The sequence below is a fragment of the Sphingomonas oryzagri genome (genome assembly GCF_029906645.1).
Taxonomy (GTDB): Bacteria; Pseudomonadota; Alphaproteobacteria; order Sphingomonadales; family Sphingomonadaceae; genus Solisphingomonas; species Solisphingomonas oryzagri.
This window is the reverse complement of the sequence record NZ_JARYGZ010000001.1, coordinates 1,471,012-1,493,756: the sequence shown is the minus strand read 5'-3', so window position 1 is coordinate 1,493,756 and position 22,745 is coordinate 1,471,012. Positions and strand designations below refer to the sequence as shown.

Genomic DNA, 22,745 nt, shown 5'->3' with positions numbered 1-22,745 from the left:
ATGGAAGACCTGAAGCTCATCGCCCGCGTCGCCGGCCAGGAGGTCGCGATCTCGGCAGACGCCGTCGAATCGGTCGTGGAGATCGATGCGATCACGCCGGTGCCGCTCGCCGCCCGCCACATCGCCGGCCTCGCCGCGCTGCGCAGTCGGGTGCTGACGATCATCGATACCTATGCCGCGCTGGAGCTTGGCCAATCGCCCCGTGACGGTGTGATCCAGGCGATCGTGGTGACGATCGACAACCATCTATACGGGCTTCTCGTGGACGAGGTGGTGGATGTCGCGGCGATCACCGGCGATCCCCAGCCGCTCCATGCCGGGCTGTCGCTGGGCTGGGCGCACGCCGCGCTCGGCCTCGTCGAGCATCAGGATCGCGCGTTGCTGCTGCTTGATCCCGCCCGCATCGTTTCCGGCCCGCTTTCTGCGGCAGCCTGAGCGGCAGCGTTAACCCGGTCCTTACCGACCGTCGGCTAATCCTTTTACGTACAAGTGCTTGCATCGAGGGTTTGGTGATGAAGACCTGTCTGGTTGTCGACGATTCCAAGGTGATCCGTAAGGTCGCCCGCCATATCCTGGAGACGCTGGAATTCACCGTGAGTGAGGCCGGCGACGGCCAGGAAGCGCTCGACAGCTGCCGTGCGTCGGCGCCCGATGTGGTGCTGCTCGACTGGAACATGCCGGTGATGAGCGGCATCGAATTCCTCCGCGCGCTCGGCCAGGAAGAGTTTGAGACGCGTCCCAAGGTGATCTTCTGCACCACCGAAAACGGCATCGCCCACATCCGCGCCGCGATCGACGCCGGCGCCGACGAATATGTCATGAAGCCGTTCGACCGCGAGACGCTCGAAAGCAAGTTCCAGCTGGTCGGCGTCGCCTGACCTTGCACACGCGGAGATGCCAGCCCAGTCCCTCTACGGGCGCAAGACGGAGCCCAGGCCGATCAGGCTGATGATCGTCGACGACTCGATCGTCGCGCGATCGGTGTTCCAGACGATTCTGGGCGAGTATCCCGAATTCGAAATCGTCGCGACGGCGAGCAGCGCCGATCAGGCGCTCGACAAACTGCGCAGCTGCATCGTCGATATCGTGCTGCTCGATCTCGCCATGCCGGGCATGGACGGCTTCACGGCACTTCCCGAGATCATCGCGCGCGGGCGGGGGGCTCGCGTGCTGATCGTCTCTACCTCGGCCAGCGAAGGCGCCGAGGCCTGCGTCCGGGCGCTGACGCTCGGCGCCGCGGACACGCTCGAAAAGCCGAGCGCCGGCACCTATCGTGACCGTTTCGCGGCCGCTCTTGTCGAGAAATTGCGCCGCGTCGGCGAGAGTCGGCCGGCCGAGCGCGAGGAAGTGCGCGCCGCCGCCAAGGCTGTGCCGGTAACGCCCGACGTCACCCGGCCGCTGGTCGCGGGTCCGGTCGATTGCCTCGCCATCGGTTCTTCCACCGGCGGCCTCCACGCTTTGGCCGAGCTGTTCGACTCGCTGCCATCAGCCTGTGACATGCCGATCCTGATTACGCAGCACCTGCCGGCCAGCTTCATGCCCTATTTCGCCGCGCAGATGACCGAGATCGCGGGTCGTCCGGCGACTGTCGCGCGGGATGGCGTCAGCCTGTTGCGCGGCCAGATCCTCGTCGCGCCGGGTGACGCCCACATCGGGCTGCGCTCGATAGGCGGGTTGCCGCGCGTCATCCTCAACCGCGATCCGGCGCCTTCGGGCTGCCTGCCCTCGGTCGATCCGATGTTCCACTCGGTCGCCCAGCTGTTCGGCGAGCGCGCGTTCGCGGTGGTGCTGACCGGCATGGGGCGCGACGGATCGATCGGCGCGCGCGACATCGTCGAAGCCGGTGGCGAGATTGCCGCGCAGGACCGCACCACCTCGGTCGTCTGGGGTATGCCTGGCAGCGTCGCCACCGCCGGTCTCGCCTCCACCATCGCGCGGCCTTCGACGATCGCGGCCCGCATCGCCGACCGTATGCGCGGCCAGCCCCCGCGGCGGGTGCCGGCATGGAGATAAGTGACGGTGCGGTCCGTATCCTCGCCGGTCTGCTGGAGGCGAGGACGGGGCAGCAGCTCGCGATCGGCCGCCGTTGGCGGATCGATACCGCGCTGCGTCCGCTGATCGCGAAGCATGACATCCCGACGCTGGATGATCTCGTCCACCGCATCGTCTCCGGACGCAACGCGGCACTCGCGGACGAGGCGATCGAGGCGTTGCTCAACCACGAGACCTTCTTCTACCGCGACCTGAACGCTTTTCGCCTGCTCGACGAACAGGGGCTGGAGCGGATGCGCGCCGCGCGCGCCGGCACGCGGCGCCTGCGCATCTGGTCGGCCGGCTGCTCGACGGGGCAGGAGGCCTATACGATCGCGATGATGATCGCCGAGCGGCCCGATCGCTGGCGGGGCTGGACGATCGACATCCTCGGCACCGATCTCTCGCCCACCGCGATCGAGCGGGCGAAGGAAGGGCGCTATTCGCAGTTCGAGATCCAGCGCGGCCTGCCGGTCGCGCAGATGTTGCGCCGTTTCGATCAGGATGGCGGATATTGGCAGGCTTCTCCCTTGCTGCGGCAGGCGGTGCGCTTCCGCGTGCACAATCTGCTGACGCCGCCGCCGGTCGGGCTGTTCGATGTCGTGCTGTGCCGCAACGTGCTGCTCTATTTCTCGCCCGACGTGCGCACGCTCGTTTTCAGCCGGATCGCGAGCGCCATGCAGGCCGATGCGGTGCTCATGCTCGGCGCGGGCGAGACGGCAATGGGCCAGACCGACGCCTTCGTTTCGGATTTCGAGGCGCGGGGCCTGTATCGCAAGCGCATCGATGCGTCCTCGGTCGCCGTGCTGCGCTGAGGGGCTTCGACACGCTCTCTGACTTGACGCGGTAACCGAGCCGCGCGACTGCTGCGCCATGGCCGGTATCATCGATTGTCCCTCGCCGAATTTCGACGAGCGGTCTTTGCCCATCTCGATCATCGTGCTGCATTATACCGGGATGCAGGACGGCGCCTCTGCGCTGCGCCGGCTGACCGATCCGGAGGCGAAGGTCTCCTCGCACTATCTGATCGCCGAAGACGGGCAGGTCGTCCGCCTCGTCGATGAGAAACTGCGCGCCTGGCACGCGGGCCGCAGCTATTGGCGCGGCATCACCGACGTGAATTCGGCGAGCATCGGGATCGAGCTGGTCAATCCGGGGCACGAATTCGGCTATCGACCCTTCCCCGAGCAGCAGATGGCCGCGCTGGTGACGCTGATGATGCAGATCGTGCCGCGCTACGGCATCACGCGCGGGAACATCGTCGGCCATTCGGACATCGCGCCGGCCCGCAAGGAGGATCCGGGCGAGCTGTTCGACTGGGAGCGGCTGGCGAAGCTGCGCCTCGCGCTGCCGAGGCCGGAGAAGTATCTGACCGACCCGCATTGGAGCGATGCCGGTTTCCTGCTCGCGCTGGAGCGGTTCGGCTACGACATCGTCGATCAGGAGGCGGCCGTGCGCGCCTTTCAGCGGCGTTTCCGGCCGGAGAATCTGGACGGCGTGATCGACGGCCAGTGCCGCGCCATCCTGCTATCGCTGCTCACCGGCGGAGACAAGGGCGCGGCGATGCGGGCCGGGGATCCATACTGATTTCGCTTTCGTGACAGTCGCGGCTCGGCTAACAGCCGCTGCGCCAGAGGGTCGGGCGACCGCGTCACGCGAGTGTCGAGGAAAGTCCGGGCTCCACGGAAAGCACGGTGCCGGGTAACGCCCGGCGGGGGCGACCCCAGGGAAAGTGCCACAGAAAGGACACCGCCGTCGCTTCGGCACGGTAAGGGCGAAAGGGTGCGGCAAGAGCGCACCGCGTTCCTGGCAACAGGAGCGGCACGGCAAACCCCACCGGGAGCAAGACCGAATAGGGACCGCATATGGGGCCGCTTCCGCCCCGTGGTCCGGGTTGGTTGCTGGAGGCCGGTGGCGACACCGGCCCGAGAGGAATGGTCGCACAGTCCCGAAAGGGATGGACAGAACCCGGCTTATAGACCCTCTGGCGCTTTGAAATCCTCTCCCGCCAGGGGGAGGTGGCGCCCAACGGGCGTCAGAGGGGGCGGGCGGCGATCCGCTTTCGACCCTTCCGCTGGCCTCCTTCCGTCACGCTTCGCGTGCAACCTCCCTCTGGCGGGGGAGGATCGGACCGCTGTTAACTTACCTCTTCCGCTTTCGCGCATCACGCCCTAGCAATACCGGCGATGCAGAGCCTGCCGACGGAACGGACCACCGCCGCCATCCTTCTTGCGCTGGTTGCCGGCTGCGTGGACGCGGTCGGCTTCACCGAGCTTGGCGGCTATTTCGTCTCGTTCATGAGCGGAAACTCGACCCGGCTCGGCATGCACCTCGCTTACCGGGAATGGCATTCGGCGCTGTTCGTCGGCGGACTGATCGTCCTGTTCATCGGCGGCGCGGCGCTGGGCGCGTTGATCGACGAGGTGGCGGGCCGCTTCGCCGCGTCGCTGCTGTTCCTCGTCGAGGCGGCGCTGATCGGCGTGGCCGGCCTGATGATAGAGGGCGCGCACCCGATTACGGGTATCGTGCTGCTCCCGGTGGCGATGGGGCTGTCCAACGCGCTGGTGCTGGGCGAGCGCGGCGCGCGGATCGGAATGACCTACATGACGGGGACGTTGGTGCGTATCGGCACCGGGCTGACCCGCCTCGGCCGCCCCGGCGAGGCGCGGGCAGTGATGCTGGACTGCCTGCTCTGGGGCGCGCTGGTGCTCGGCGTGGCGCTCGGCGCGCGCGGGCAACTGCGCTACGGGCCGGAGGTTCTGTTTGCGCCGGCGGCCGCACTGGTGCTGCTGAGCATCGTCGAAGCCTGGTTCTCCCGCCGCCGCACCGCCTGATTTTTCGGTTTTCGCAGTCGCGAAAGTCGGCGCGCGCTCCTAGATAGGGCGGAATGGCACGACGGCAGACACGATCGAACGACTGGGGTTTTCCCCGCTGGCGGGGCTACGGGTCCGAGCGCGGCGCCACGCAGGTGCGCCTGTGCGATCGCGACGGCTGCGACCGGCCCGGCGACCGGCCCGCGCCCAAATCGCCCAACAGCCCCGAACGCTGGTGGTTCTGCGAGGAACATGCCGCCGAATATAACCGGAACTGGGATTATTTTCAGGGCCTCTCCGCAGAGGAGGCGGCCAAGCGCGAGCGCGACGAGCGGCGGACGTCGGCGGGCTATGCGGACTCCTCCTACAACAGCTGGGGCGGCCCCGGCGACGGCAGCCGCTCGCGCGACGAGATGCGCGCGCTGGAGGCGCTGGAGCTGGACGGCGACGCCTCGTTCGAGGATGCCAAGGCGGCGTGGCGCCGGCTCGCCAAGGCCAACCATCCCGACGTGAAGCCGGGAGACGATGCCGCCGCCGAGCGCTTCCGCAAGGTGCAGGCGGCGTGGGACGTTCTCAGGACCGCCGAGGAACGGCGCCAGGGCGTTTCGTGAAGCTCTCGGTCCGGTCCAACTGGTCGGCGACGATCCTCGTCTGCGGCAAATGCTCGAAGAAGATCGGCGGCGGCTTCGGCGAGAAGGGCAGGACGCCGCTCGCCAAGGTGCTGCGGAAGCTCGGCGGCGGCAAGAAGCGCAAGGCAGATTTCGGCGTGATCGAGACGCGCTGCCTCGGCGTCTGCCCCAAGGGCGCTGTCACGGTGATCGACGCCGCGCATCCAGGCAAGTGGATGCTGGTGGAAGAAGGTGCGTCGGTGGACGAGGTGGCCGAGCGGCTTGGCCTGACAGTCTAGCGGCTCACTCGTCGCCTTCGGCGTCCGGCAGCGGATCGCGGCCCGATATGCGGCGGGCGAGCGCGGCGGTGGCGTCGTAGTCGCCGAAATCGCCCGAGATCGCGAGGACATGATCGGTCGCCAGCGCATCGGCGGGGCTGGTGCCGATCACTTTGCCATCGAGCGTGCAGGGCAGCCTGTCGCCCGCCTTTCCGCCGATCGCGGCGGCGGCCGCCGGGCTCAGCGTGATCATCAGCGACGGCTTACCCGTCATGTCGGGGATAGCGCGTGCATCCATGACCTCGGTCGGCGCGACCTTGTGATCGGCCACGGCGAAGGCACCGGTAGGATAGGTCTTGGCAGGTTTGGCCGGAACGGCTGCGACCGCGCTACCGGCGAGCAGCAGCGCGAACCCGAGAGCGGCGGCGGTACGCTTTGCGAACATCATGCCCCAGCATAGCGCGTCGCGGTCTCGCGGATAAGCGCGATCATGTTGGGGATGCCCTGCGTGCGGTTGGAACTGAGCTGGTTCTTCAGGTCGAACGGGGCGAGTAGCTCCTCGATATCGGTCTTGGCGATCTCGGATGCGGGCTTGTCCTGCACGGTCAGCAGCACCAGCGCGATGATGCCCTTTGTTATCGCGGCGTTGGAGTCGGCGAGAAAGTGGAGCCGGTCGCCGTCAGGTTGCGTCGGATAGACCCACACCGAAGCGGAGCAGCCCCGCACCAGCGTCGCGTCGGTCTTGAGTGGTTCGGGCATCGCTTCGAGCTGGCGGCCCAGATCGATCAGCAGGCGATAGCGGTCGTCGGAATCGAGGAATTCATATTCCTCGCGGATATCGTCGAGAGAGGCGGCCATGCGGGGCGGTTAGCAGCGTGGCCGGCGGGCGGGAAGCCCTCAGCCGGCCACGTACCCCCGCGGAGTCAAAGGTCGATCCCCGCCGCGATCGCCTCGAGCTTGCGCACGCGCTCCTTGAGGTCGGCGAGTTCGATGCGGGCGCCGGTGTTGGCGGGCGCCGCCGCGGCCGGCATCTCGGGATGGTCGCCGGCGAGCGCGGTACGCTGGAGGTCGAGCCAGCCGCGCCAGCCGGCCAGAGCGGCGGCGGTCACCATCGCCAGGCCGGCGAGGCCCGCGACGGAAAGCGTGATGATGGAGACGGTCTCGGTCATCGCATCGGTCCTCGGTTACTGGCGCTCGCGGCTGGACGGCCGGTCGCGCGGTTCGGGGCTGGCGCGATCGTAGGGGCGATCGCGCAGGGCTTCGATCTCGCGATCGAGGCTGGTGGAGCTGTCGGTGGCGATCCGCTCGAGCACCGCGATCCGGTCCTTGAGCGCGCGGACTTCCTCGCGGAGCCGCTGGTTCTCCGCGTCGTCGGCATCGCCGGCAAAGCGCTGGCGGGGCGTGTCGAAGCGGTCGCGGTTGGCGTTGCGGCGGCCGAAGCTGCCTCCGCCGATCCCGCATTTGTCGCGGTAGATGCGGGCGGCGATCACCATGCCCACGATCACGACGACCATCCATTCACCGTGGTTCATTGTCTGTCTCCCTGTTGGGAAGCGTCGGTTAAAGGGCCGATCAGTTCAGGGGGCTGTCGCGCAGCCGGTCGATCTCGTCGGCGAGATTGGCGGAGCGGTCGGTCAGGATGCGTTCCAGCACCGCGACCCGCTGTTCCAGGCGCTCGGTCTTGGCGGCGTATTGCGCGGCCTTCTCGGCGGCCTCGCTGGAGGCCTGCTGCGTCGCGCGCTCCTTCATGTCGATCCAGCGCTTGAGCGGGCCGGACAGGATCGCGACGATCGGGATCATCAAGGCGAAGATGGGGATCAGAAGGGGGCTCATCGGGCGTTTCCTTCAGCGGTGATCAGTTGGCGGGGCCGCGCAGGCCGTCGATCTCGCGATCGAGGCGGTAGGCGCCGTCGGTGACGATCCGTTCGATATTGGCGAGACGATCCTTGACCGAGCCGATCTCGGCGCGGAGCTGGGCGTTTTCCTGCGTCAGCAGCTTCACCCGCTCGTCGGTTTCGGTGTTGCGGGCGGGGTGGATCGCCTGGCCCCAGGCGCCGTCCAGCGGATAGCCGTTCTTCACGCGGAGCCAGGTGGTGAACACCCACCCGCCGATGCCGGCGGCGGTGACGATCAGGCCCAGCATGATGATGAAGGGCAGCAACTGGGCGAAGGCGTTGGGGGCCATGACGGGTCTCCGGTCTCAGGCGATCAGCGCAGGCTGTCGATCTCGTCGGCGAGGCGACGATTGTGGCTGGTGTAATAGACTTCGAGGTCGGAGAGCCGGCGGTCGATGTCGCGGAAGCGGCTGCGCACGTCGCGGACCGAATTGCCCGGCGTCACGCGGACCTTCTGCCAGAACTTGCGATCCTCGTAGCTCATGTCCTCGAACTCGCGCGGCTTGTCCGAGGCGATCCAGGCGGTGATCCAGTAGGCGATCAGCGTCCAGGGGAAGCCACCGATCAGGGTCAGGATCACGGCGGCGACGCGCACCAGGGTCGCATCGAGGCCGGTATAGTCGGCGATGCCGGAGCAGACGCCGAGCCACTTGGAATTCCGCTTGTCGAGGTAGAATTTGGTGTGACGGGCGGACATCGGATTTCTCCCTAATCTTGTTCTGTTCGTTTCAGGCGCGGCCCTGCCAGTCGTCCGCATCGCGGCCGAGATCGCGGGTGATGTCGCGGCTCGGGCGTTCGGACTGGCCGGGGCGCCAGTTGGGATTGTCGGCGGCGACGATGCGCTCGATGGTCGAGAGCCGGTCGTCGAGGCGGCGGGCGAGGTCGTGCAGGCCGTCGAGGAGGTTCTCGTCCTCGATCGAGAGGCCGCGGGCCTTCTTCCACTGCGTCACGTAGTGGAAGATGATCCAGGGCAGCCCGATGAACAGGATCCCGCAGATCATGACGGGGACGAGGACATCCTCCATCGGATCAGCCCTCCTGGCCGGCGGACTTGCCCATGCGGGCCTTCAGCGCCTCAAGTTCGGCATCGACCTTCTCGGAGGACTTGAGATCGGCGATCTCCTCCTCCAGCGTGCGCGGCGCGGCACCCATGCCGGCGGCGTCGGCGCGGCCTTCGGCGAAGTCCACGCGGCGCTCCAGCGTCTCGAAGCGGGCGAAGGCCTCGTCGATCTTCGGGCCGTTGGTCATCTCGCGCAGCTTGTACCGGTTGTGCGCGCTCTCCAGCCGGGCGACGATCGAGGTCTGACGGGCACGCGCCTCGCGCAGCTTGTTCTGCAGCTTGGTGATGTCGGCCTCGGACGCCTGGAGGGCATCGTCCAGCACGCCGATCTCTTCCTTCAGGCGCTCGGCCATATCGGTCGCCTTGTTCTTCTCGACCAGGGCGGCCTTGGCGAGATCCTCGCGGCCCTTGCTCAGCGCCAGCTCAGCCTTCTCGGTCCAGCTCTCCTGGAGCTTGTCGAGCTTGGCGATGTGGCGGCGCATCTCCTTCTGGTCGGCGATGGTGCGCGCGGCCGAGGCGCGAACCTCGATCAGCGTCTCTTCCATCTCCATGATGATCATGCGGATCATCTTCGCCGGATCCTCCGCCTTATCGAGCAGGTCGGTGACGTTGGCGGCGATGATGTCTCGGGTGCGGGAGAAGATACCCATCTGTTGCACTCCAGTTTCGAACTTGGTGGGGAAGGGCCGGCGGGGGCGGGGACGTGCCCCCGCCGGCGGGGCGTCGATCAGGACAGGGCCGGACCGACGGCGGCGGCGACGCAGGCGAGGCTTGCGGCGGCCGTCGCGACCAGGGTGACGAGCGCGACGGCGATCCGGCTGCGCTCCGTGGCATCGAGGGTGAACATGGTGACTTCTCCGTCTTCGATCTTTTGAACCGCATCGCGCGGTGACGAGGACAGTTCTGCAGAGAGCGTGCCAGTTTCGACGAACGACCATTTTCTGCCGTTTCTTGCCGTGTTAATACAGCAATACGCCATGTGAGGCTTGCCAAGCGTTGGTGAAATATCCCAACTGGCGCCCATGGATCGCGACCAGAAATTCATCGGCGAATCGACCGCCTTCCTCGATGCCGTCGAGCGCGCCAGCCGCGCCGCGACGCTCAACCGCCCGGTGCTGGTGATCGGCGAGCGGGGAACCGGCAAGGAACTGATCGCAGAGCGCCTCCACCACCTCTCGCCGCGCTGGGCTGGTCCGTTCGTGACGCTGAATTGCGCGGCACTGCCTGAGACGCTGATCGAAGCCGAATTGTTCGGGCACGAGGCGGGCGCCTTCACCGGCGCGACAAAGGCGCGCGCGGGGCGCTTCGAGGAGGCGGACGGCGGCACGCTGTTTCTCGACGAGCTGGCGACCATGTCGTCCGGTGCGCAGGAACGGTTGTTGCGCGCGGTCGAATATGGCGAGGTGACGCGCATCGGATCGTCCAAGGCGATCCGGGTCGATTGTCGGATCGTTGCGGCGACCAACGAGCATCTGCCGGCGCTGGTGGAAAGCGGACGGTTCCGCGCCGATCTGCTCGATCGATTGTCGTTCGAGGTGGTGACTCTCCCTCCCTTGCGCCATCGCGAGGGTGACATTCCGGTGCTTGCCGACTTCTTCGGTCGCCGCATGGCGATCGAGGTGGGCTGGGAGCGCTGGCCGGGTTTCGGTTCCAAGGCGATGGGCGCGCTCGTCGCCTACGAGTGGCCGGGCAATGTCCGCGAGCTGCGCAACGTGATCGAGCGCGCGGTCTATCGCTGGGAGGAAGGCAAGCCGATCGACGCGATCGAGTTCGATCCGTTCGCCTCGCCCTGGCGCCCGCAGGGTGCCGCCGCCAGGCCGGCGATGACCGCCGAGCCGGGGCCGGCGCAGGCGATCGCGGTGGTGGAGGAGCCGGAGACCAGCGACTTCAAGGCGGCCTGCGAAGCCTATGAGAAGCGCCTGCTGGAGGCCGCGCTCAAGCGGTGCCGATTCAACCAGCGCACGACGGCGGTGGCACTGTCGCTGACCTACGACCAGCTTCGCCACGCGCTCAAGAAGCACGCTTTGCTCGATCGCACCTCCTGAGGGTGAGAACGAAGGGCCGGGAGGGGGACTTCCGGTTGTTGAGGGATGGAAGAGCCCGACCCTCCGCTCTCGAATACCAAGACGATGCCGATCGCTTCCAGCCTTACCTCGTTTCGTGTCCGTTCTGTGAGAATGTTTCGCAACAGGCGATTTCGCTGCACTTTTGGCATCGGCAGGCGTTAGGGAGCCGAACCTTTTTGCCAACCAGCCAGGAGACGCCCGATGGCCTTCATCCTCCCCCCGCTGCCCTTCGAGAAGACTGCCCTCGATCCGATCATGTCGGCCGAGACCTTCGACTATCACCATGGCAAGCACCACAATGCCTATGTCCAGAAGGTCAATGGCTGGGAAGACGAGAAGGGCCTGAAGGGCAAGTCGCTCGTCGAGGTGATCCACCTGTCCAAGGACAAGGGCGACAAGGGCCTGTTCAACAACGCCGCCCAGATCTGGAACCACACCTTCTTCTGGAACAGCCTGGCGCCGGCCGGCACCACCAAGCCGAGCGAGAAGCTCGCCAAGCTGATCGACGATTTCGGCGGCCAGGACGCGCTGATCGCCAAGCTGAAGGAAGAGGCCGTCGGCCACTTCGCGTCGGGCTGGGCGTGGCTGGTGCTCGATGGCGGCGCGCTCAAGGTGACGTCGCTGCACGATGCCGACACGCCGGTGGTGCATGAGGGCATGAAGCCGCTGCTCACGCTCGATGTGTGGGAGCACGCTTATTACATCGACTATCGCAACGCCCGTCCGGACTTTGCCGAGAAGGTGCTCAAGAACGTCGTGAACTGGGACTTCGTGTCGCAGAATCTCGACGGCGAGGGCATTTCGCGCGCCGATCAGCCGGCGGCGTGATGACGAGGAGCGGGGCGGCTTGGGCTGCCCCGCTCATTCCGTCGGCCCGCTCATTCCGTCGGCGGAGCGTCCGCGATCGCTTCCGCCGGGGTTTCGCCCAGGCCGTGCTTCAGCAGCATCGGCACGTTGGCGGCGGCGAAAATCATCGTGGCGGGCAGCGCACCCCACAATTTGTAGCCGATCCAGACGCTCGTCGAGAAATTGCGCCAGACGATTTCGTTGGCGATCGCCATGACGATGAAGAAGACGGCCCAATTGCGCGACAGCAGCACCCAGCCGCGCTCATCCAGCCCCGGATAGGCGGAGCCGAGCGCGAGCTTGAGCGTCGGCCTGCCGGTCCACAGCCCGAACCACAGGATGCCCGATACCATCAGGTAATAGATGGTCGGCTTGATCTTGATGAACCAGTCCTGGTGCAGCCAGAGCGTCAGGCCGCCGAGCACCAGCACCATCGCGCTGGAAAACCACTGCATCGCGGAGATCCAGCCGAAGCGGATGCGCGAGAAGATCATCGCGGCGACCGTGGCAACCATGAAGATGCCGGTGGCGGCGAAGATGTTCTTCCCCGTCAGCGAATAGGCCGCGAAATAGACGACCAGCGGCCCGAGATCGAGCGCGAGACGCAGCAACGGCCCGGCTTCGGGCTTGGCGGGGGTGTTCAAAGCGATCCTCTCCATTCCCGCCGGCATAGAACCGGTCGGCCTTCGCAATCCTGAACGTGCTTGACGCTTATTTGACGCTCGCCTTGCTGCCCGCGATCAGCCCGGCAACCTCGTCCGGATCGAAGGGGCGGAAATCCTCCAGCGTCTCGCCGACGCCGATCGCGTGGATCGGCAGGCCGAACTTCTCCGCCGCAGCGACCAGCACGCCGCCCTTGGCGGTGCCGTCCAGCTTGGTCATGACGAGTCCGGTCACACCGGCATCGCGGCCGAAGATCTCGATCTGGCTGATCGCGTTCTGGCCGGTGGTGGCGTCCAGTACCAGCACCACGTCGTGCGGCGCCGCCGGGTTGAGACGGCCGAGTACGCGGCGGATCTTGCTGAGCTCGTCCATCAGCCCGGCCTTGTTCTGCAGCCGGCCGGCGGTGTCGACGATCAGCACGTCGGTACCGATCGCGGTGCCCTGCTTCACGCCTTCCCAGACGAGCGACGCGGCGTCGCCGCCCTCCTTTCCGGTGATGATCGGCACCCCGATCCGCTCGGCCCACACCTTCAGCTGGCCGATCGCGGCGGCGCGGAAGGTGTCTCCGGCGACCAGCATCACCTGATAATCCTGCTCCTGCAGCAGATGCGCGAGCTTGGCGATGGTGGTGGTCTTGCCCGATCCGTTGACGCCGATCACGAGGATCACCTGCGGGCGCGGGAACGCCTCGATCTCCAGCGGCTTGGCGACCTTGCGCAGAACCTTGGCCACTTCCTCGGCCACGACCTTGCGGACGCCGGCTTCGTCGAGATCCTTGTCGTAGCGCTCGTCCTCCAGCCGGTCGCGGATGCGCATGGCGGTGACGGGGCCGAGATCGGAGGCGATCAGCGCTTCCTCGATCTGGTCCAGCGTCTGCCGGTCGAGCTTTTCCTTGTTGAACAGGCTGTCGAGATTGCCGCCCAGCCGCTCGGCGGTGCGGCGGAAACCGGCGGCCAGCTTGTCGTGCCAGGGGGTGTTGCGGGTATCGCTCAAAGGGCCTCTCCGACGAGCATCTCGCCTTCGATATGGGTGATGCGCATGGCGACGACATCGCCGCGCCGGACGGCGTTGGTGAGGGCGCCGCGCGGTGCGGCGCCGGACGCGAGGCGGGCGGGGGCGTAACCGGCGGTATGGCCGCGCCCGTCGATCTGCTCGATCAGCAGGGATTGTTCGGTGCCGACCAGCGTCTCCAGCCAGCGGCGGCGTCGCGCCTCGGCCGCCTCGCGCAGTCGGCGGGCACGGGCGGCGACCAGCACGGGGTCGAGTGCCGGCATCCGCGCGGCGGGCGTGCCGGTACGGGGCGAGAAGGGGAAGATGTGCGCGTGGACGATATCGCAATCGTCGAGCAAAGCGAGGCCGTTCAGTGCCTGCGCCTCCGTCTCGGTCGGGAAGCCGGCGATCAGATCGGCGCCGATCGCGATGTCGGGTCGCCTGGCCTTCAGCCGCTCGACCATCGCCACCGATTGCGCGCGCGAGTGGCGGCGCTTCATGCGCTTCAGGATCATGTCGTCGCCGGCCTGCAGCGAGAGATGGAGGTGCGGCTGGACCCGCGGCTCGCCGGTCACCAGATCGAACAGGCGATCGTCGATCTCGACCGAATCCAGCGAGGAGAGGCGCAGCCGTCGCAGGCCGGGCACCAGCTTCAGCACGCGTTCGACGAGGTGGCCGAGGCTCTGGTCGCCCGGCAGATCCGGCCCGTAACTGGTGGTGTCGACACCGGTCAGCACGACCTCGTTATAGCCTTCGTCGACCAGCGCCTGGATGCGATCGACGACCAGCCCCGCGGGCACCGAGCGGGACGGGCCGCGTGCGAAGGGGATGATGCAGAAGGTGCAGCGATGATCGCAGCCATTCTGCACCTCGACGAAGGCGCGCGCGCGCTCGCCGAAACCGGCGACGAGGTGCGGCGCGGTCTCGCGCACCGCCATGATGTCGGAGACGCGGACCTGCTCGGCCGAGGGCAGGAAGTGGCGTGCGTCCCACTTCTCTTTGTTGCCGATCACCGCAGCGACTTCCGGCATCGTGGCAAACCGCTCCGGCTCGACCTGCGCGGCGCAGCCCGTCACCACGATGCGCGCATCGGGCCGGAGCTTCGCCGCGCGGCGTATCTCCTTGCGCGCCTGGCGGACGGCTTCGGCGGTCACCGCGCAGCTGTTGACGATGACGAGATCGTCCTGATCCCCGGCCAGCTGGCGCATCGCCTCGCTCTCCGCCGCGTTCAGGCGGCAGCCGAGGGTGACGATCTCGGTCACGCCGGGAAGGCGGCGAGATCGAGCTCGCCCGAGAAGACGTGGGTGGCGGGGCCGGTCATGCGGATCGTGCCGCCGGGCTGCCAGTCGATCACCAGTTCGCCGCCGGGCAGCGCCACCGTCACGCCGCTTTCGGCGCGGCCGGATCGGATCGCCGCGACCGCCGTGGCGCAGGCGCCCGTCCCGCAGGCGAGCGTCGCGCCGGATCCGCGCTCCCACACGCGCAGGCGGATGCGTGTCCGGCTTTCGATCGTGGCGAAGTTGACGTTCACCCGCTCGGGGAAGATCGGGTCATGCTCGATCGGCCGGCCCAGCGCCTCGATGTCCAGCGCATCGGTATCGGGAACGAACAGGATGACGTGCGGGTTGCCGACGCTGAGCGCGATCGGCGGGGTGATCGTCTCCACGCCGTCCCACGCCAGCGGCAGCGCGCGCGTGTCCATCGCATAGGCGAGCGGCACCGCGTCCCAGTCGAAGCGCGGCGCCCCCATGTCGACGCTGGCGCCGCCGTCGGTCACGGACAGATCGAGAATGCCGCCCATCGTCTCCAGCGTCGTGCCGTCGCCGAGCAGGATGGCGGCACAGCGGGTGGCGTTGCCGCAGCTTTCGACCTCGCCCCCGTCGGCATTCCAGATGCGCATCCGGGCGGCGGCCACGTCGGACGGTTCGATCAGGATCAGCTGGTCGCAGCCGACGCCGAAGTGGCGATCCGCGATGGCACGGGCGCGCTGCGGCGTGATGGCGATCGCGGCGTCACGCGCGTCGAACACGACGAAGTCGTTGCCCAATCCGTGCATCTTGTGAAAAATCTGCCGCATCGCGCGCATCTAGGGGCGCGCTTTCCCCAAGTCCATGTCCAAGTCTATCAGGCGCGGCGTTGTAGCGGTTCCTCGACGACGGCGCGCGCGCTGGGCAGCAGGCCCTTCTCGGCCAGCAGGCGGCGGGCGGCGGCGACCGTCATCGGCTTGCCGAAATGCCATCCCTGGCCCTTGTGCAGGCCCATCTTGCGTAAGGAGTCGTAGATGGCCTGATCCTCGATGCCTTCCGCCGTGATCGGCAGGTTGAGGCTTTCGCCGAGCTTCGAGATGGCGTCCACGATCGCCATCGATTCCGGATCCTTGTTCATCGCCGTGACGAAACTCTTGTCGATCTTGATGCGATCGAACGGCAGAGCGCGCAGGTGGGCGAGCGAGGAGTAACCCGTCCCGAAATCGTCGAGCGCCAGCCGGATGCCCTGATTTTTCAGGCTGCCGACGATCGACTGGGCGAGGCTGAGATTCTGGAACAGCGAGCTTTCGGTGATCTCGATCTCCAGCCGGTTGGCGGGATAGCCGGTCTCGACCAGCAGCTTGACGACCTTCTGCGCCAGCCACGGATCCTTGAGCTGGGCCGGCGAGATGTTGACCGAGAGGGTGATCGAGGGATCCCAGTCGCGTGCCTCGGTGAAGGCGCGGCGCATCACGGAGACCGACATGTCGGCGATCAGCCCGCATTCCTCGGCGACCGGGATAAAGCTGTCCGGCGGGATGATGCCGCGCGTCGGATGCTCCCAGCGGGCCAGCACCTCGAAGCCGATGATCGCGCCGCTCGTGAGATCGACCTGCGGCTCGTAATAGGGAACGAACTGGCCGGCGGGGATGCCTTCGCGCAGGCCCGCCTCGATGGCGTTGCGGCTGATCAGCTCGCGCTCCATCGTCGCGTCGAACCAGGCGTGGCGGCCACGTCCCGCGGTCTTGGCGGCCTGCATCGCAATGTTGGCGCGGCGAAGCAGCGCATCGACCGTATGGCAGTCGGCCTCGGTACGCGCGACGCCGATGGTGGCGCCGATATGCGCTGTCACGGATCGGGCGATCATCGGCTGCGCGAGTGCGCCCACGATATAGTCGGCGATCGAATCGACCGTGTTCACATGACGCGGATCGAACGGCAGCAGCACCGCGAACTCGTCGCCATCGAGCCGCCCCGCGACGGCGGAGGCGGGGAGCGCCTTGCGGATGATGTCGGTCGCGCAGCGCAGGATGCTGTCGCCGGCGAGGTGGCCATGCACCTCGTTGACCGTCTTGAAGTGATCGAGATCGACGACCAGCAGCGCCACCGCCTTGTCGCGGCGGGTGGCGAGCGCGATCGCGGCGGCGCCTTCCTCGGCCAGCGCGCGGCGGTTGAGGAAGCCGGTAAGCTCATCGGTGCGGGCGAGGGTGGTGGCGCGGGCTTCCGCCTCGTCGCGCTGGCTGCTGGTCGCGACGAGGTCGCGGTAGCGGCGCCAGCCGAACAGGATCAGCGCGAGATTGAGCAGCATTCCGGCCATCAGGATGCGGTCGCTGGAAGCCAGCTCCTGCGCGCGGCTGGTGCTGCCGAGCAGGCGTTCCAGCGATGCGACATAGTGCCACCCGCTGGTGACGAGCAGGGTCAGGCCACCGATCAGGATCACGCCGGTGACCAGATCGCGACGGGCGCGGCTCAACGCTTTCGCGGCGCTGTTCTGCTCGCCCTTTCGTCTCGTCATCGTCGCCATATCCCTGCCACGGCAATCTCTCTCTTGGCTGGAAAGCGTGTAGAACCGGTAAAGAGGCATGGGTCGTCGCGCGGTTGAAATCTCCTGGCGATCGTCGGAAGTGGCTCGCTCGAAGGTCGGTATCGGAGAGGGATGATGACGCGCACCGCCATGAAACTGGGCTTCGCGTACCTGGCGATCTCGGCGGCAGGATGGGCGAATGCCGGTCCGGTCCGCCATGTGCCGGCCTACGATTTGCCCATTCCTTCGACAGTAAGTCCACAGCTGCAGGCCGCTATCGCCAAGGCGCCGCCATCCGAGCCTGCGGCATCGATGCCGACGACCAATGCGGGATGGATCGCACGGAGCAATCCCGATCCCGCCCGGACCCATGCGGACGTCGTGAGGCTGCTCGACCGATACAGGCTGACGCTGACCGAGGAGCGGATCGGCGGCGTGCATTGCTATGTGATCGCGCCGCGCGGGCGGGAGATGCAGCCGGGGCGCCTGCTGGTCCACATCCATGGTGGTGCCTATACGGCAGGCGCGGGCGAGGCTGGCGTCGGGGAGGCCATCCTGCTCGCCGGTGCGAGCGGGATCCGGACGGTCTCGATCGACTATCGCATGCCGCCGGAATTTTCCTTCCCCGTTCCGGTAGACGATGCGGTCGCCGCGTGGAAGCAGATCGTGCAGCGCTGGCCGGGGCGGAAGATCGGCCTGTTCGGCACATCGACCGGCGGCGCGATGGTCCTCGAAGTCACGCAGCGCGCCATCGCCGAGCATTTCCGCGTGCCCGACGCGATCATCGCCGGCACGCCATGGTCTGACCTGTCGGAAACGGGCGACAGCTATTTCACCAACCGCTACGCCGATCCGATGGTCTATCAGGGCGATCTCAGCGTCTCGGCCGCGCAATATGCGCACGGCATGGATCTGAAGGATCCGCGACTGTCGCCGATCTACGGCTCGTTCGCGGCCTTTCCGCCGACCCTGCTGCTGACGGGGACGCGCGACCTGTTCCTGTCGAACACCATCCGCGTCGATCGCAAGCTGCGCGATGCCGATCGCCATAGCGAGCTGATCGTCTATGAAGGCGAGAGCCACGCCACCTATCTCGCCGGACCGGACGTTCCAGAAAGCGTGACTGCGATGAAGGACATGACGGCGTTCTTCGCCCGCACGCTCCGATAGATCGAGCGGGCGGATAGCCCGAGCGGGTTGCCATCCGCCCGCGCTTCCGCTATCGGCCGCCGCAATCGTTCCCTCGGGATCGTGATGGCTCCAGCGCTTCCCACTGAGAGGTGGCGCACGCCGGCCGGCGAGTTTCGCCCGCCGGCGCTTTGTGCGTTGGAGCTGGTGAGATTGGAGTTTGGCGCATGTTCGAGAGTCTGAGCGAAAGGCTGGGTGGGGTTTTCGACAAACTCCGCGGCCGTGGTGCGCTCAACGAAAATGACGTGCGCCAGGCGATGCGCGAGGTTCGCATCGCGCTGCTGGAAGCCGACGTCGCGCTGCCGGTGGTGCGCGAGTTCGTCGACAAGGTGACGGAAGCGGCGGTCGGCCAGTCGGTCCTCCGCTCGGTCACGCCGGGCCAGCAGGTCGTCAAGATCGTCAACGACGCGCTGACCGAGATGCTGGGCTCGGAAGCCTCCGATCTCCAGATCGACGTGACCCCGCCCGCGATCGTGATGATGGTCGGCCTGCAGGGTTCGGGCAAGACCACCACCACCGCCAAGATCGCCCGTCGCCTGCGCGAGAAAGGCCGCAAGAAGGTGCTGATGGCGTCGCTCGACGTCAATCGCCCGGCGGCGCAGGAGCAGCTGGCGGTGCTCGGCACCCAGGCCGAGGTGCAGACGCTGCCGATCGTCGCCGGCCAACAGCCGGTCGACATCGCCAAGCGCGCGCTCAACGCCGCGAAGCTGCAGGGCTTCGACGTGCTGCTGCTCGATACCGCCGGCCGCCTCCACGTCGATCAGGCGCTCATGGACGAGATGAAGGCGGTTGCCTCCGTCTCCGAGCCGGACGAGATCCTGCTCGTCGTCGACTCGCTCACCGGCCAGGACGCCGTCAACGTCGCCAAGAGCTTCTCCGAACAGGTGAACCTCACCGGCGTCGTGCTCACCCGCATGGACGGCGATGCGCGTGGCGGTGCGGCGCTCTCGATGCGCGCCGTCACCGGCAAGCCGATCAAGTTCGTCGGCACCGGCGAGAAACTGGACGGGCTGGAACTGTTCCAGCCGGGCCGCGTCGCCGGCCGCATCCTCGGCATGGGCGACGTCGTGTCGCTGGTCGAGCGCGCCGCCGAGACGATCAAGCAGGAAGACGCCGAAAAGCTCGCCGAGCGGATGAGCAAGGGCCAGTTCGACCTGAACGACCTGCGTAGCCAGCTCAACCAGATGCGCAAGATGGGCGGCCTCGGCGCGCTCGCCTCGATGCTGCCGGGCGTCGCCAAGGTGAAGAACGCCATGGCCAACGGCCAGGTCGACGACAAGGTGCTGATCCACATGGACGCGATCATCGGTTCGATGACGCCCAAGGAACGCGCCAAGCCCGAACTGCTCAATGCCAAGCGGAAGATCCGGGTGGCCAAGGGCTCCGGCACCACCGTGCAGGAGGTCAACAAGATCCTGAAGATGCATCAGGAAATGGCCACCGCCATGAAGAAGATCAAGAAGATGGGCGGCCTCAAGGGCCTCGCCGCGATGTTCGGCAAGGGCGGCATGGGCGGTGGTGGCATGGGTGGCCTCGGCGGTGCCGGCGGTCCGGGGGGCGACATGCCGCCGGGCCTCGGCGGTGGCGGCGGGCTGGGTGGTCTGCCCGGCCTCCCCGGTGGGCAGAACCTGCCGCCCGGCTTCCAGAATTTCATGAAGAAGAAGTGAGAAGTTTGGCCGTCAGGCCATTGATTTGAAGAAGGAAGAAGAGAATGTCCGTTTCGATCCGTCTGTCGCGTGGTGGCTCCAAGAAGCGCCCCTATTACCGCATCGTCGTCGCCAACTCGACGGCGCCGCGCGATGGCCACTTCCTCGAGAAGATCGGCACCTACAACCCGATGCTGCCGAAGGGCGACGAGAAGCGTGTCATCCTCGACGCCGATCGCGCCAAGCATTGGCTGAGCGTCGGCGCGCAGCCGACCGACCGTGTCGCCCGCTTCCTCGACGCCGCCGGCGTCCGTGAGCGCGCCGCGAAGAACAACCCGAAGAAGGCCGAGCCGGGCGAGAAGGCCAAGGAGCGCGCCGAGGAGCGCGAGGCGAAGGCCGCTGCCGCTGCCGAGGCTGCCGCCGAGGCCGCCAAGCCGAAGGAAGAGCCGGTTGCGGAGGCCCCCGCCGAGGAGGCTCCGGCCGCCGAGGAAACCACCGAGGTGTAATGCTTCGGGCGCCCGCCGCCTTCCGGGGGGGCGGGCGCCATTCCTCCGTTCGTCCTGAGCGAAGTCGAAGGACGGGCCACAGGCGCGGCGCTTGCAGCCCGCACTTCGACTTCGCTCAGTGCGAACGGAGTTTGCTTTGCCTGACCAGTCTGAATCGCACGAAAAGCTCGTCACCCTGGCCGCCGTGATCGGCGCGCATGGGATATCGGGCGAGGTGCGCCTCAAGCTCTTCACCGACGATCTGGCGCGCTATCCGTCGCTGATCGCGGGCGCCCGCACGCTGACGCTCAAGTCGGTGCGCCCCGGCCCCAACGGCGCGGTCGCGCGCTTCGCCGAGGTGAGCGACCGCAACGCCGCCGAGGCGCTGCGCGGCACCCAGATCGCCGTGCCGCGCGCGTCGCTGCCCGATCTGGGCGACGACGAATATTATCACGCCGACCTGATCGGCGAGGCCTGTCTCTCCACCACCGGCGAGGCGCTGGGCAAGGTGGTCGACGTCATGGATTACGGCGCCGGCGACCTGATCGAGATCGAGCGCCCCGACGGCCGCCGCTTCCTCGTGCCGGTGAAGGCCGGCGTCGAGGATCTTGGCCCGCCGATCCGGGTGCATGCGGAGTTCGTGGAAGCATGAGCGGCCCGGCCATTTTCTTCTTCGTCGTGCTGGCGACGCAATTCTGCTTCACCGTCGCGCTGACCCTGGTCGTGGCGCGCCGTTTCCCGTCGCGCGCGCAGACCTATCGGTTCGTGGCGCCGGCGGCGGTGCCGATCCTGCTCTTCCTGATCGTCAGCATCTCCTACGTGCGCGGTCTGCAACAGCAGGGCGTTCCGGCGGATAGCGTCTCGACCGGGCCGGTCGCGGAATTCTTCTTTGCCTATGCGATCCTTTGGCTGATCGGCGTGATCCTCGCGAGCATGGTGATCCGCTGGACGCAGCGATGATGGACAGCCTGTATTTCCTTCTTATCGTCTTTGTCGTGGCGGTGGTGGCAAGTGTCTCTGGCTATTGTCTCGGTCGCCTTCGGCCGTCGTGGTCACGGCATCGGCTCGCCATGCTTTCGGCGCTTCCATTGCCGCTTCTCGGTTGTCTCTCGAGCGTCGTCGTCATCGTCGATGCCGCCAATGCGCCTCGCGAGAGATGCGGAGTTGATGCCTGTGGCATGGCAACCGCAGCGGGCATGTTCGGTATCATGCTCTCCGCTGTCATGTTCGTTATTGGATATGTGGCCGTTTTCCTGAGCCAAAGCTGGTTGAGCCGGCTATGACCTTCGTCGCCACCGTCCTGACGCTCTATCCGGAGATGTTTCCAGGGCCGCTGGGCATCAGCCTTGCCGGGCGAGCGCTGGCGGAGGGCAAGTGGTCACTCGATGTGGTGCAGATTCGCGATTTCGCGACTGACAGGCATCGCTCCGTAGACGATACGCCCGCAGGCGGCGGCGCGGGCATGGTGATGCGCGCCGACGTGCTGGCATTGGCGCTCGACACCACCGTTGCGCGCCATCCGGGCATCCCCGTCCTCGCCATGACGCCACGCGGCGCGCCACTCACGCAGGCCCGCGTCCGCCAGTTGGCACAAGGCCCCGGCGCGATCATTCTCTGCGGGCGGTTCGAGGGGATCGACCAGCGGCTGTTCGACGCGCGGCAGATCGAGGAGGTCTCGATCGGCGACTATATCCTCTCGGGCGGCGAAATGGCCGCTTTGACGCTTCTGGACGCTTGCATCCGGCTGCTTCCCGGCGTAATGGGCGCCGCTTCGAGCGGAGACGACGAGAGCTTCGAGACGGGGCTGCTCGAATATCCGCACTATACCCGACCACAGGAGTGGGAAGGGCGCACGATCCCCGAAGTGCTGCGATCGGGGGATCATGCGAGGATCGCGGCCTGGCGGAAACGCGAGGCCGAGGCCATCACACGGCTAAGGCGGCCGGACCTTTGGGAGCGCCACGGTGGCACTCCGGGTCGGTCGCCCTCTGGCGCGCGGCACGAAGACTGGGACGAGAAGTCATGAACCTGATCCAGCAGCTCGAGGCCGAGGCCATCGCGCATTTCAACGAGACCAAGAAGATTCCGGAATTCCGCCCCGGCGACACCCTGCGCGTCGGCGTGAAGGTGGTCGAAGGCGAGCGCACCCGCGTGCAGGCCTTCGAGGGTGTGTGCATCGCGCGCGCCAACAAGGGCATGGGTTCGTCGTTCACCGTCCGCAAGATCTCGTTCGGCGAAGGTGTGGAGCGTGTCTTCCCGCTCTACTCGCCCAACGTCGATACGATCGAGGTGGTGCGCAAGGGCGCCGTCCGTCGCGCGAAGCTCTATTATCTGCGCGGCCGCACCGGCAAGTCGGCCCGCATCGCCGAGCGCAAGGACAACCGCGAGACCGCGAAGGCGTAAGC

Annotated in this window: 33 protein-coding genes and 1 other RNA gene; 19 read left to right on the top strand and 15 right to left on the bottom strand. The window is 67.1% G+C overall.

Annotated features, from left to right (window positions below; translation table 11 throughout):
* The 9 genes from QGN17_RS07235 (at position 1) to QGN17_RS07195 (ending at position 5,751) form a co-directional block, all read left to right on the top strand.
* Positions 1-435, top strand: coding sequence for a chemotaxis protein CheW (locus QGN17_RS07235; protein WP_281043817.1), 435 nt, complete (start codon positions 1-3; stop codon positions 433-435).
* Between the two features lie 77 nt (positions 436-512).
* The gene (locus QGN17_RS07230) at positions 513-878 is read left to right on the top strand and encodes a response regulator (protein ID WP_110155827.1); all 366 of its coding nucleotides are present in this window, start codon (positions 513-515) and stop codon (positions 876-878) included.
* A 16-nt stretch (positions 879-894) separates the two neighbouring features.
* Positions 895-2,013: a chemotaxis-specific protein-glutamate methyltransferase CheB gene (cheB, locus tag QGN17_RS07225; protein WP_281043816.1), complete on the top strand. Its 1,119-nt coding sequence runs from the start codon at positions 895-897 to the stop codon at positions 2,011-2,013.
* On the top strand, positions 2,004-2,846 hold the full coding sequence (locus tag QGN17_RS07220) for a CheR family methyltransferase (RefSeq protein WP_281043815.1): 843 nt from the start codon (positions 2,004-2,006) through the stop codon (positions 2,844-2,846). Before cheB ends, QGN17_RS07220 begins: the two co-directional genes overlap by 10 nt.
* 58 nt (positions 2,847-2,904) lie before the next feature.
* Positions 2,905-3,618 (top strand): N-acetylmuramoyl-L-alanine amidase, encoded by a 714-nt coding sequence (locus QGN17_RS07215; RefSeq protein ID WP_281043814.1) that lies wholly within the window; start codon positions 2,905-2,907, stop codon positions 3,616-3,618.
* A 43-nt stretch (positions 3,619-3,661) separates the two neighbouring features.
* Positions 3,662-4,023: RNase P RNA component class A (gene rnpB, locus QGN17_RS07210), an RNA gene on the top strand.
* Between the two features lie 194 nt (positions 4,024-4,217).
* Positions 4,218-4,865 (top strand): YoaK family protein, encoded by a 648-nt coding sequence (locus QGN17_RS07205; RefSeq protein ID WP_281043813.1) that lies wholly within the window; start codon positions 4,218-4,220, stop codon positions 4,863-4,865.
* Between the two features lie 53 nt (positions 4,866-4,918).
* Positions 4,919-5,455: a J domain-containing protein gene (locus tag QGN17_RS07200; protein ID WP_281043812.1), complete on the top strand. Its 537-nt coding sequence runs from the start codon at positions 4,919-4,921 to the stop codon at positions 5,453-5,455.
* The gene (locus QGN17_RS07195) at positions 5,452-5,751 is read left to right on the top strand and encodes a (2Fe-2S) ferredoxin domain-containing protein (RefSeq protein WP_281043811.1); all 300 of its coding nucleotides are present in this window, start codon (positions 5,452-5,454) and stop codon (positions 5,749-5,751) included. Before QGN17_RS07200 ends, QGN17_RS07195 begins: the two co-directional genes overlap by 4 nt.
* A gap of 4 nt (positions 5,752-5,755) precedes the next feature.
* Here the strand turns inward: QGN17_RS07195 and QGN17_RS07190 are convergent, their stop codons facing one another.
* The 10 genes from QGN17_RS07190 to QGN17_RS07145 form a co-directional block, all read right to left on the bottom strand.
* The gene (locus QGN17_RS07190; protein ID WP_281043810.1) at positions 5,756-6,178 is read right to left on the bottom strand and encodes a hypothetical protein; all 423 of its coding nucleotides are present in this window, start codon (positions 6,176-6,178) and stop codon (positions 5,756-5,758) included.
* Positions 6,175-6,588: a SufE family protein gene (locus QGN17_RS07185; RefSeq protein WP_281043809.1), complete on the bottom strand. Its 414-nt coding sequence runs from the start codon at positions 6,586-6,588 to the stop codon at positions 6,175-6,177. Before QGN17_RS07185 ends, QGN17_RS07190 begins: the two co-directional genes overlap by 4 nt.
* 65 nt (positions 6,589-6,653) lie before the next feature.
* Positions 6,654-6,899: a hypothetical protein gene (locus tag QGN17_RS07180; RefSeq protein ID WP_281043808.1), complete on the bottom strand. Its 246-nt coding sequence runs from the start codon at positions 6,897-6,899 to the stop codon at positions 6,654-6,656.
* A 15-nt stretch (positions 6,900-6,914) separates the two neighbouring features.
* Entirely contained in the window at positions 6,915-7,244 is a 330-nt protein-coding gene (locus tag QGN17_RS07175; protein ID WP_390902683.1) for a hypothetical protein, read from the bottom strand.
* Positions 7,245-7,302: 58 nt separating this feature from the next.
* On the bottom strand, positions 7,303-7,563 hold the full coding sequence (locus QGN17_RS07170) for a hypothetical protein (RefSeq protein ID WP_022690410.1): 261 nt from the start codon (positions 7,561-7,563) through the stop codon (positions 7,303-7,305).
* A gap of 22 nt (positions 7,564-7,585) precedes the next feature.
* Positions 7,586-7,915, bottom strand: a complete 330-nt coding sequence (locus tag QGN17_RS07165) for a hypothetical protein (RefSeq protein WP_281043806.1) — start codon at positions 7,913-7,915, stop codon at positions 7,586-7,588.
* A gap of 23 nt (positions 7,916-7,938) precedes the next feature.
* A complete protein-coding gene (pspC, locus tag QGN17_RS07160; RefSeq protein WP_281043805.1) occupies positions 7,939-8,322 on the bottom strand; it encodes an envelope stress response membrane protein PspC in 384 nt (127 codons plus the stop codon).
* A 31-nt stretch (positions 8,323-8,353) separates the two neighbouring features.
* A complete protein-coding gene (pspB, locus tag QGN17_RS07155) occupies positions 8,354-8,650 on the bottom strand; it encodes an envelope stress response membrane protein PspB (RefSeq protein ID WP_281043804.1) in 297 nt (98 codons plus the stop codon).
* A 4-nt stretch (positions 8,651-8,654) separates the two neighbouring features.
* Entirely contained in the window at positions 8,655-9,335 is a 681-nt protein-coding gene (gene pspA, locus QGN17_RS07150) for a phage shock protein PspA (RefSeq protein ID WP_022690414.1), read from the bottom strand.
* A 77-nt stretch (positions 9,336-9,412) separates the two neighbouring features.
* Positions 9,413-9,730, bottom strand: a complete 318-nt coding sequence (locus tag QGN17_RS07145; RefSeq protein ID WP_281043803.1) for a hypothetical protein — start codon at positions 9,728-9,730, stop codon at positions 9,413-9,415.
* On the opposite strand from QGN17_RS07145, the gene pspF reads away from it, so the two are divergent.
* The gene (gene pspF / locus QGN17_RS07140; RefSeq protein WP_281043802.1) at positions 9,708-10,730 is read left to right on the top strand and encodes a phage shock protein operon transcriptional activator; all 1,023 of its coding nucleotides are present in this window, start codon (positions 9,708-9,710) and stop codon (positions 10,728-10,730) included. The two genes, QGN17_RS07145 and pspF, sit on opposite strands and share 23 nt — an antisense overlap.
* Before the next feature lie 222 nt (positions 10,731-10,952).
* Complete coding sequence (locus QGN17_RS07135; RefSeq protein WP_281043801.1) at positions 10,953-11,579, top strand: superoxide dismutase; 627 nt, start codon at positions 10,953-10,955, stop codon at positions 11,577-11,579.
* Between the two features lie 50 nt (positions 11,580-11,629).
* On the opposite strand, the gene QGN17_RS07130 is transcribed toward QGN17_RS07135, so the two are convergent.
* The 5 genes from QGN17_RS07130 to QGN17_RS07110 form a co-directional block, all read right to left on the bottom strand.
* A complete protein-coding gene (locus QGN17_RS07130; RefSeq protein WP_281043800.1) occupies positions 11,630-12,241 on the bottom strand; it encodes a septation protein A in 612 nt (203 codons plus the stop codon).
* Between the two features lie 67 nt (positions 12,242-12,308).
* Complete coding sequence (gene ftsY, locus QGN17_RS07125; protein ID WP_281043799.1) at positions 12,309-13,253, bottom strand: signal recognition particle-docking protein FtsY; 945 nt, start codon at positions 13,251-13,253, stop codon at positions 12,309-12,311.
* Positions 13,250-14,458 (bottom strand): tRNA (N(6)-L-threonylcarbamoyladenosine(37)-C(2))-methylthiotransferase MtaB, encoded by a 1,209-nt coding sequence (gene mtaB / locus QGN17_RS07120; RefSeq protein WP_281045167.1) that lies wholly within the window; start codon positions 14,456-14,458, stop codon positions 13,250-13,252. Before mtaB ends, ftsY begins: the two co-directional genes overlap by 4 nt.
* A gap of 50 nt (positions 14,459-14,508) precedes the next feature.
* On the bottom strand, positions 14,509-15,327 hold the full coding sequence (gene dapF, locus QGN17_RS07115) for a diaminopimelate epimerase (protein ID WP_281043798.1): 819 nt from the start codon (positions 15,325-15,327) through the stop codon (positions 14,509-14,511).
* Between the two features lie 47 nt (positions 15,328-15,374).
* Positions 15,375-17,012, bottom strand: coding sequence for a putative bifunctional diguanylate cyclase/phosphodiesterase (locus QGN17_RS07110; RefSeq protein ID WP_281043797.1), 1,638 nt, complete (start codon positions 17,010-17,012; stop codon positions 15,375-15,377).
* Positions 17,013-17,156: 144 nt separating this feature from the next.
* On the opposite strand from QGN17_RS07110, the gene QGN17_RS07105 reads away from it, so the two are divergent.
* The 8 genes from QGN17_RS07105 to rplS all read left to right on the top strand — a co-directional run bounded on the left by QGN17_RS07105 (position 17,157) and on the right by rplS (position 22,743).
* Positions 17,157-18,191 carry an alpha/beta hydrolase fold domain-containing protein gene (locus tag QGN17_RS07105; RefSeq protein ID WP_281043796.1) on the top strand — a complete coding sequence of 345 codons (1,035 nt, stop codon included), beginning with the start codon at positions 17,157-17,159 and terminating at the stop codon, positions 18,189-18,191.
* A 185-nt stretch (positions 18,192-18,376) separates the two neighbouring features.
* Positions 18,377-19,876, top strand: coding sequence for a signal recognition particle protein (gene ffh / locus QGN17_RS07100; RefSeq protein ID WP_281043795.1), 1,500 nt, complete (start codon positions 18,377-18,379; stop codon positions 19,874-19,876).
* A 44-nt stretch (positions 19,877-19,920) separates the two neighbouring features.
* Positions 19,921-20,361, top strand: a complete 441-nt coding sequence (gene rpsP, locus QGN17_RS07095) for a 30S ribosomal protein S16 (RefSeq protein WP_281043794.1) — start codon at positions 19,921-19,923, stop codon at positions 20,359-20,361.
* A 136-nt stretch (positions 20,362-20,497) separates the two neighbouring features.
* Positions 20,498-20,992 carry a ribosome maturation factor RimM gene (gene rimM, locus QGN17_RS07090; protein WP_281043793.1) on the top strand — a complete coding sequence of 165 codons (495 nt, stop codon included), beginning with the start codon at positions 20,498-20,500 and terminating at the stop codon, positions 20,990-20,992.
* Complete coding sequence (locus QGN17_RS07085) at positions 20,989-21,300, top strand: hypothetical protein (protein ID WP_281043792.1); 312 nt, start codon at positions 20,989-20,991, stop codon at positions 21,298-21,300. Before rimM ends, QGN17_RS07085 begins: the two co-directional genes overlap by 4 nt.
* Positions 21,297-21,623 (top strand): hypothetical protein, encoded by a 327-nt coding sequence (locus tag QGN17_RS07080; RefSeq protein ID WP_281043791.1) that lies wholly within the window; start codon positions 21,297-21,299, stop codon positions 21,621-21,623. Before QGN17_RS07085 ends, QGN17_RS07080 begins: the two co-directional genes overlap by 4 nt.
* The gene (trmD, locus tag QGN17_RS07075) at positions 21,620-22,366 is read left to right on the top strand and encodes a tRNA (guanosine(37)-N1)-methyltransferase TrmD (protein ID WP_281043790.1); all 747 of its coding nucleotides are present in this window, start codon (positions 21,620-21,622) and stop codon (positions 22,364-22,366) included. The genes QGN17_RS07080 and trmD overlap by 4 nt, the downstream gene beginning before the upstream one ends.
* A complete protein-coding gene (rplS, locus tag QGN17_RS07070; RefSeq protein ID WP_281043789.1) occupies positions 22,363-22,743 on the top strand; it encodes a 50S ribosomal protein L19 in 381 nt (126 codons plus the stop codon). The genes trmD and rplS overlap by 4 nt, the downstream gene beginning before the upstream one ends.
* The last annotated feature ends 2 nt before the right edge of the window (positions 22,744-22,745 follow it).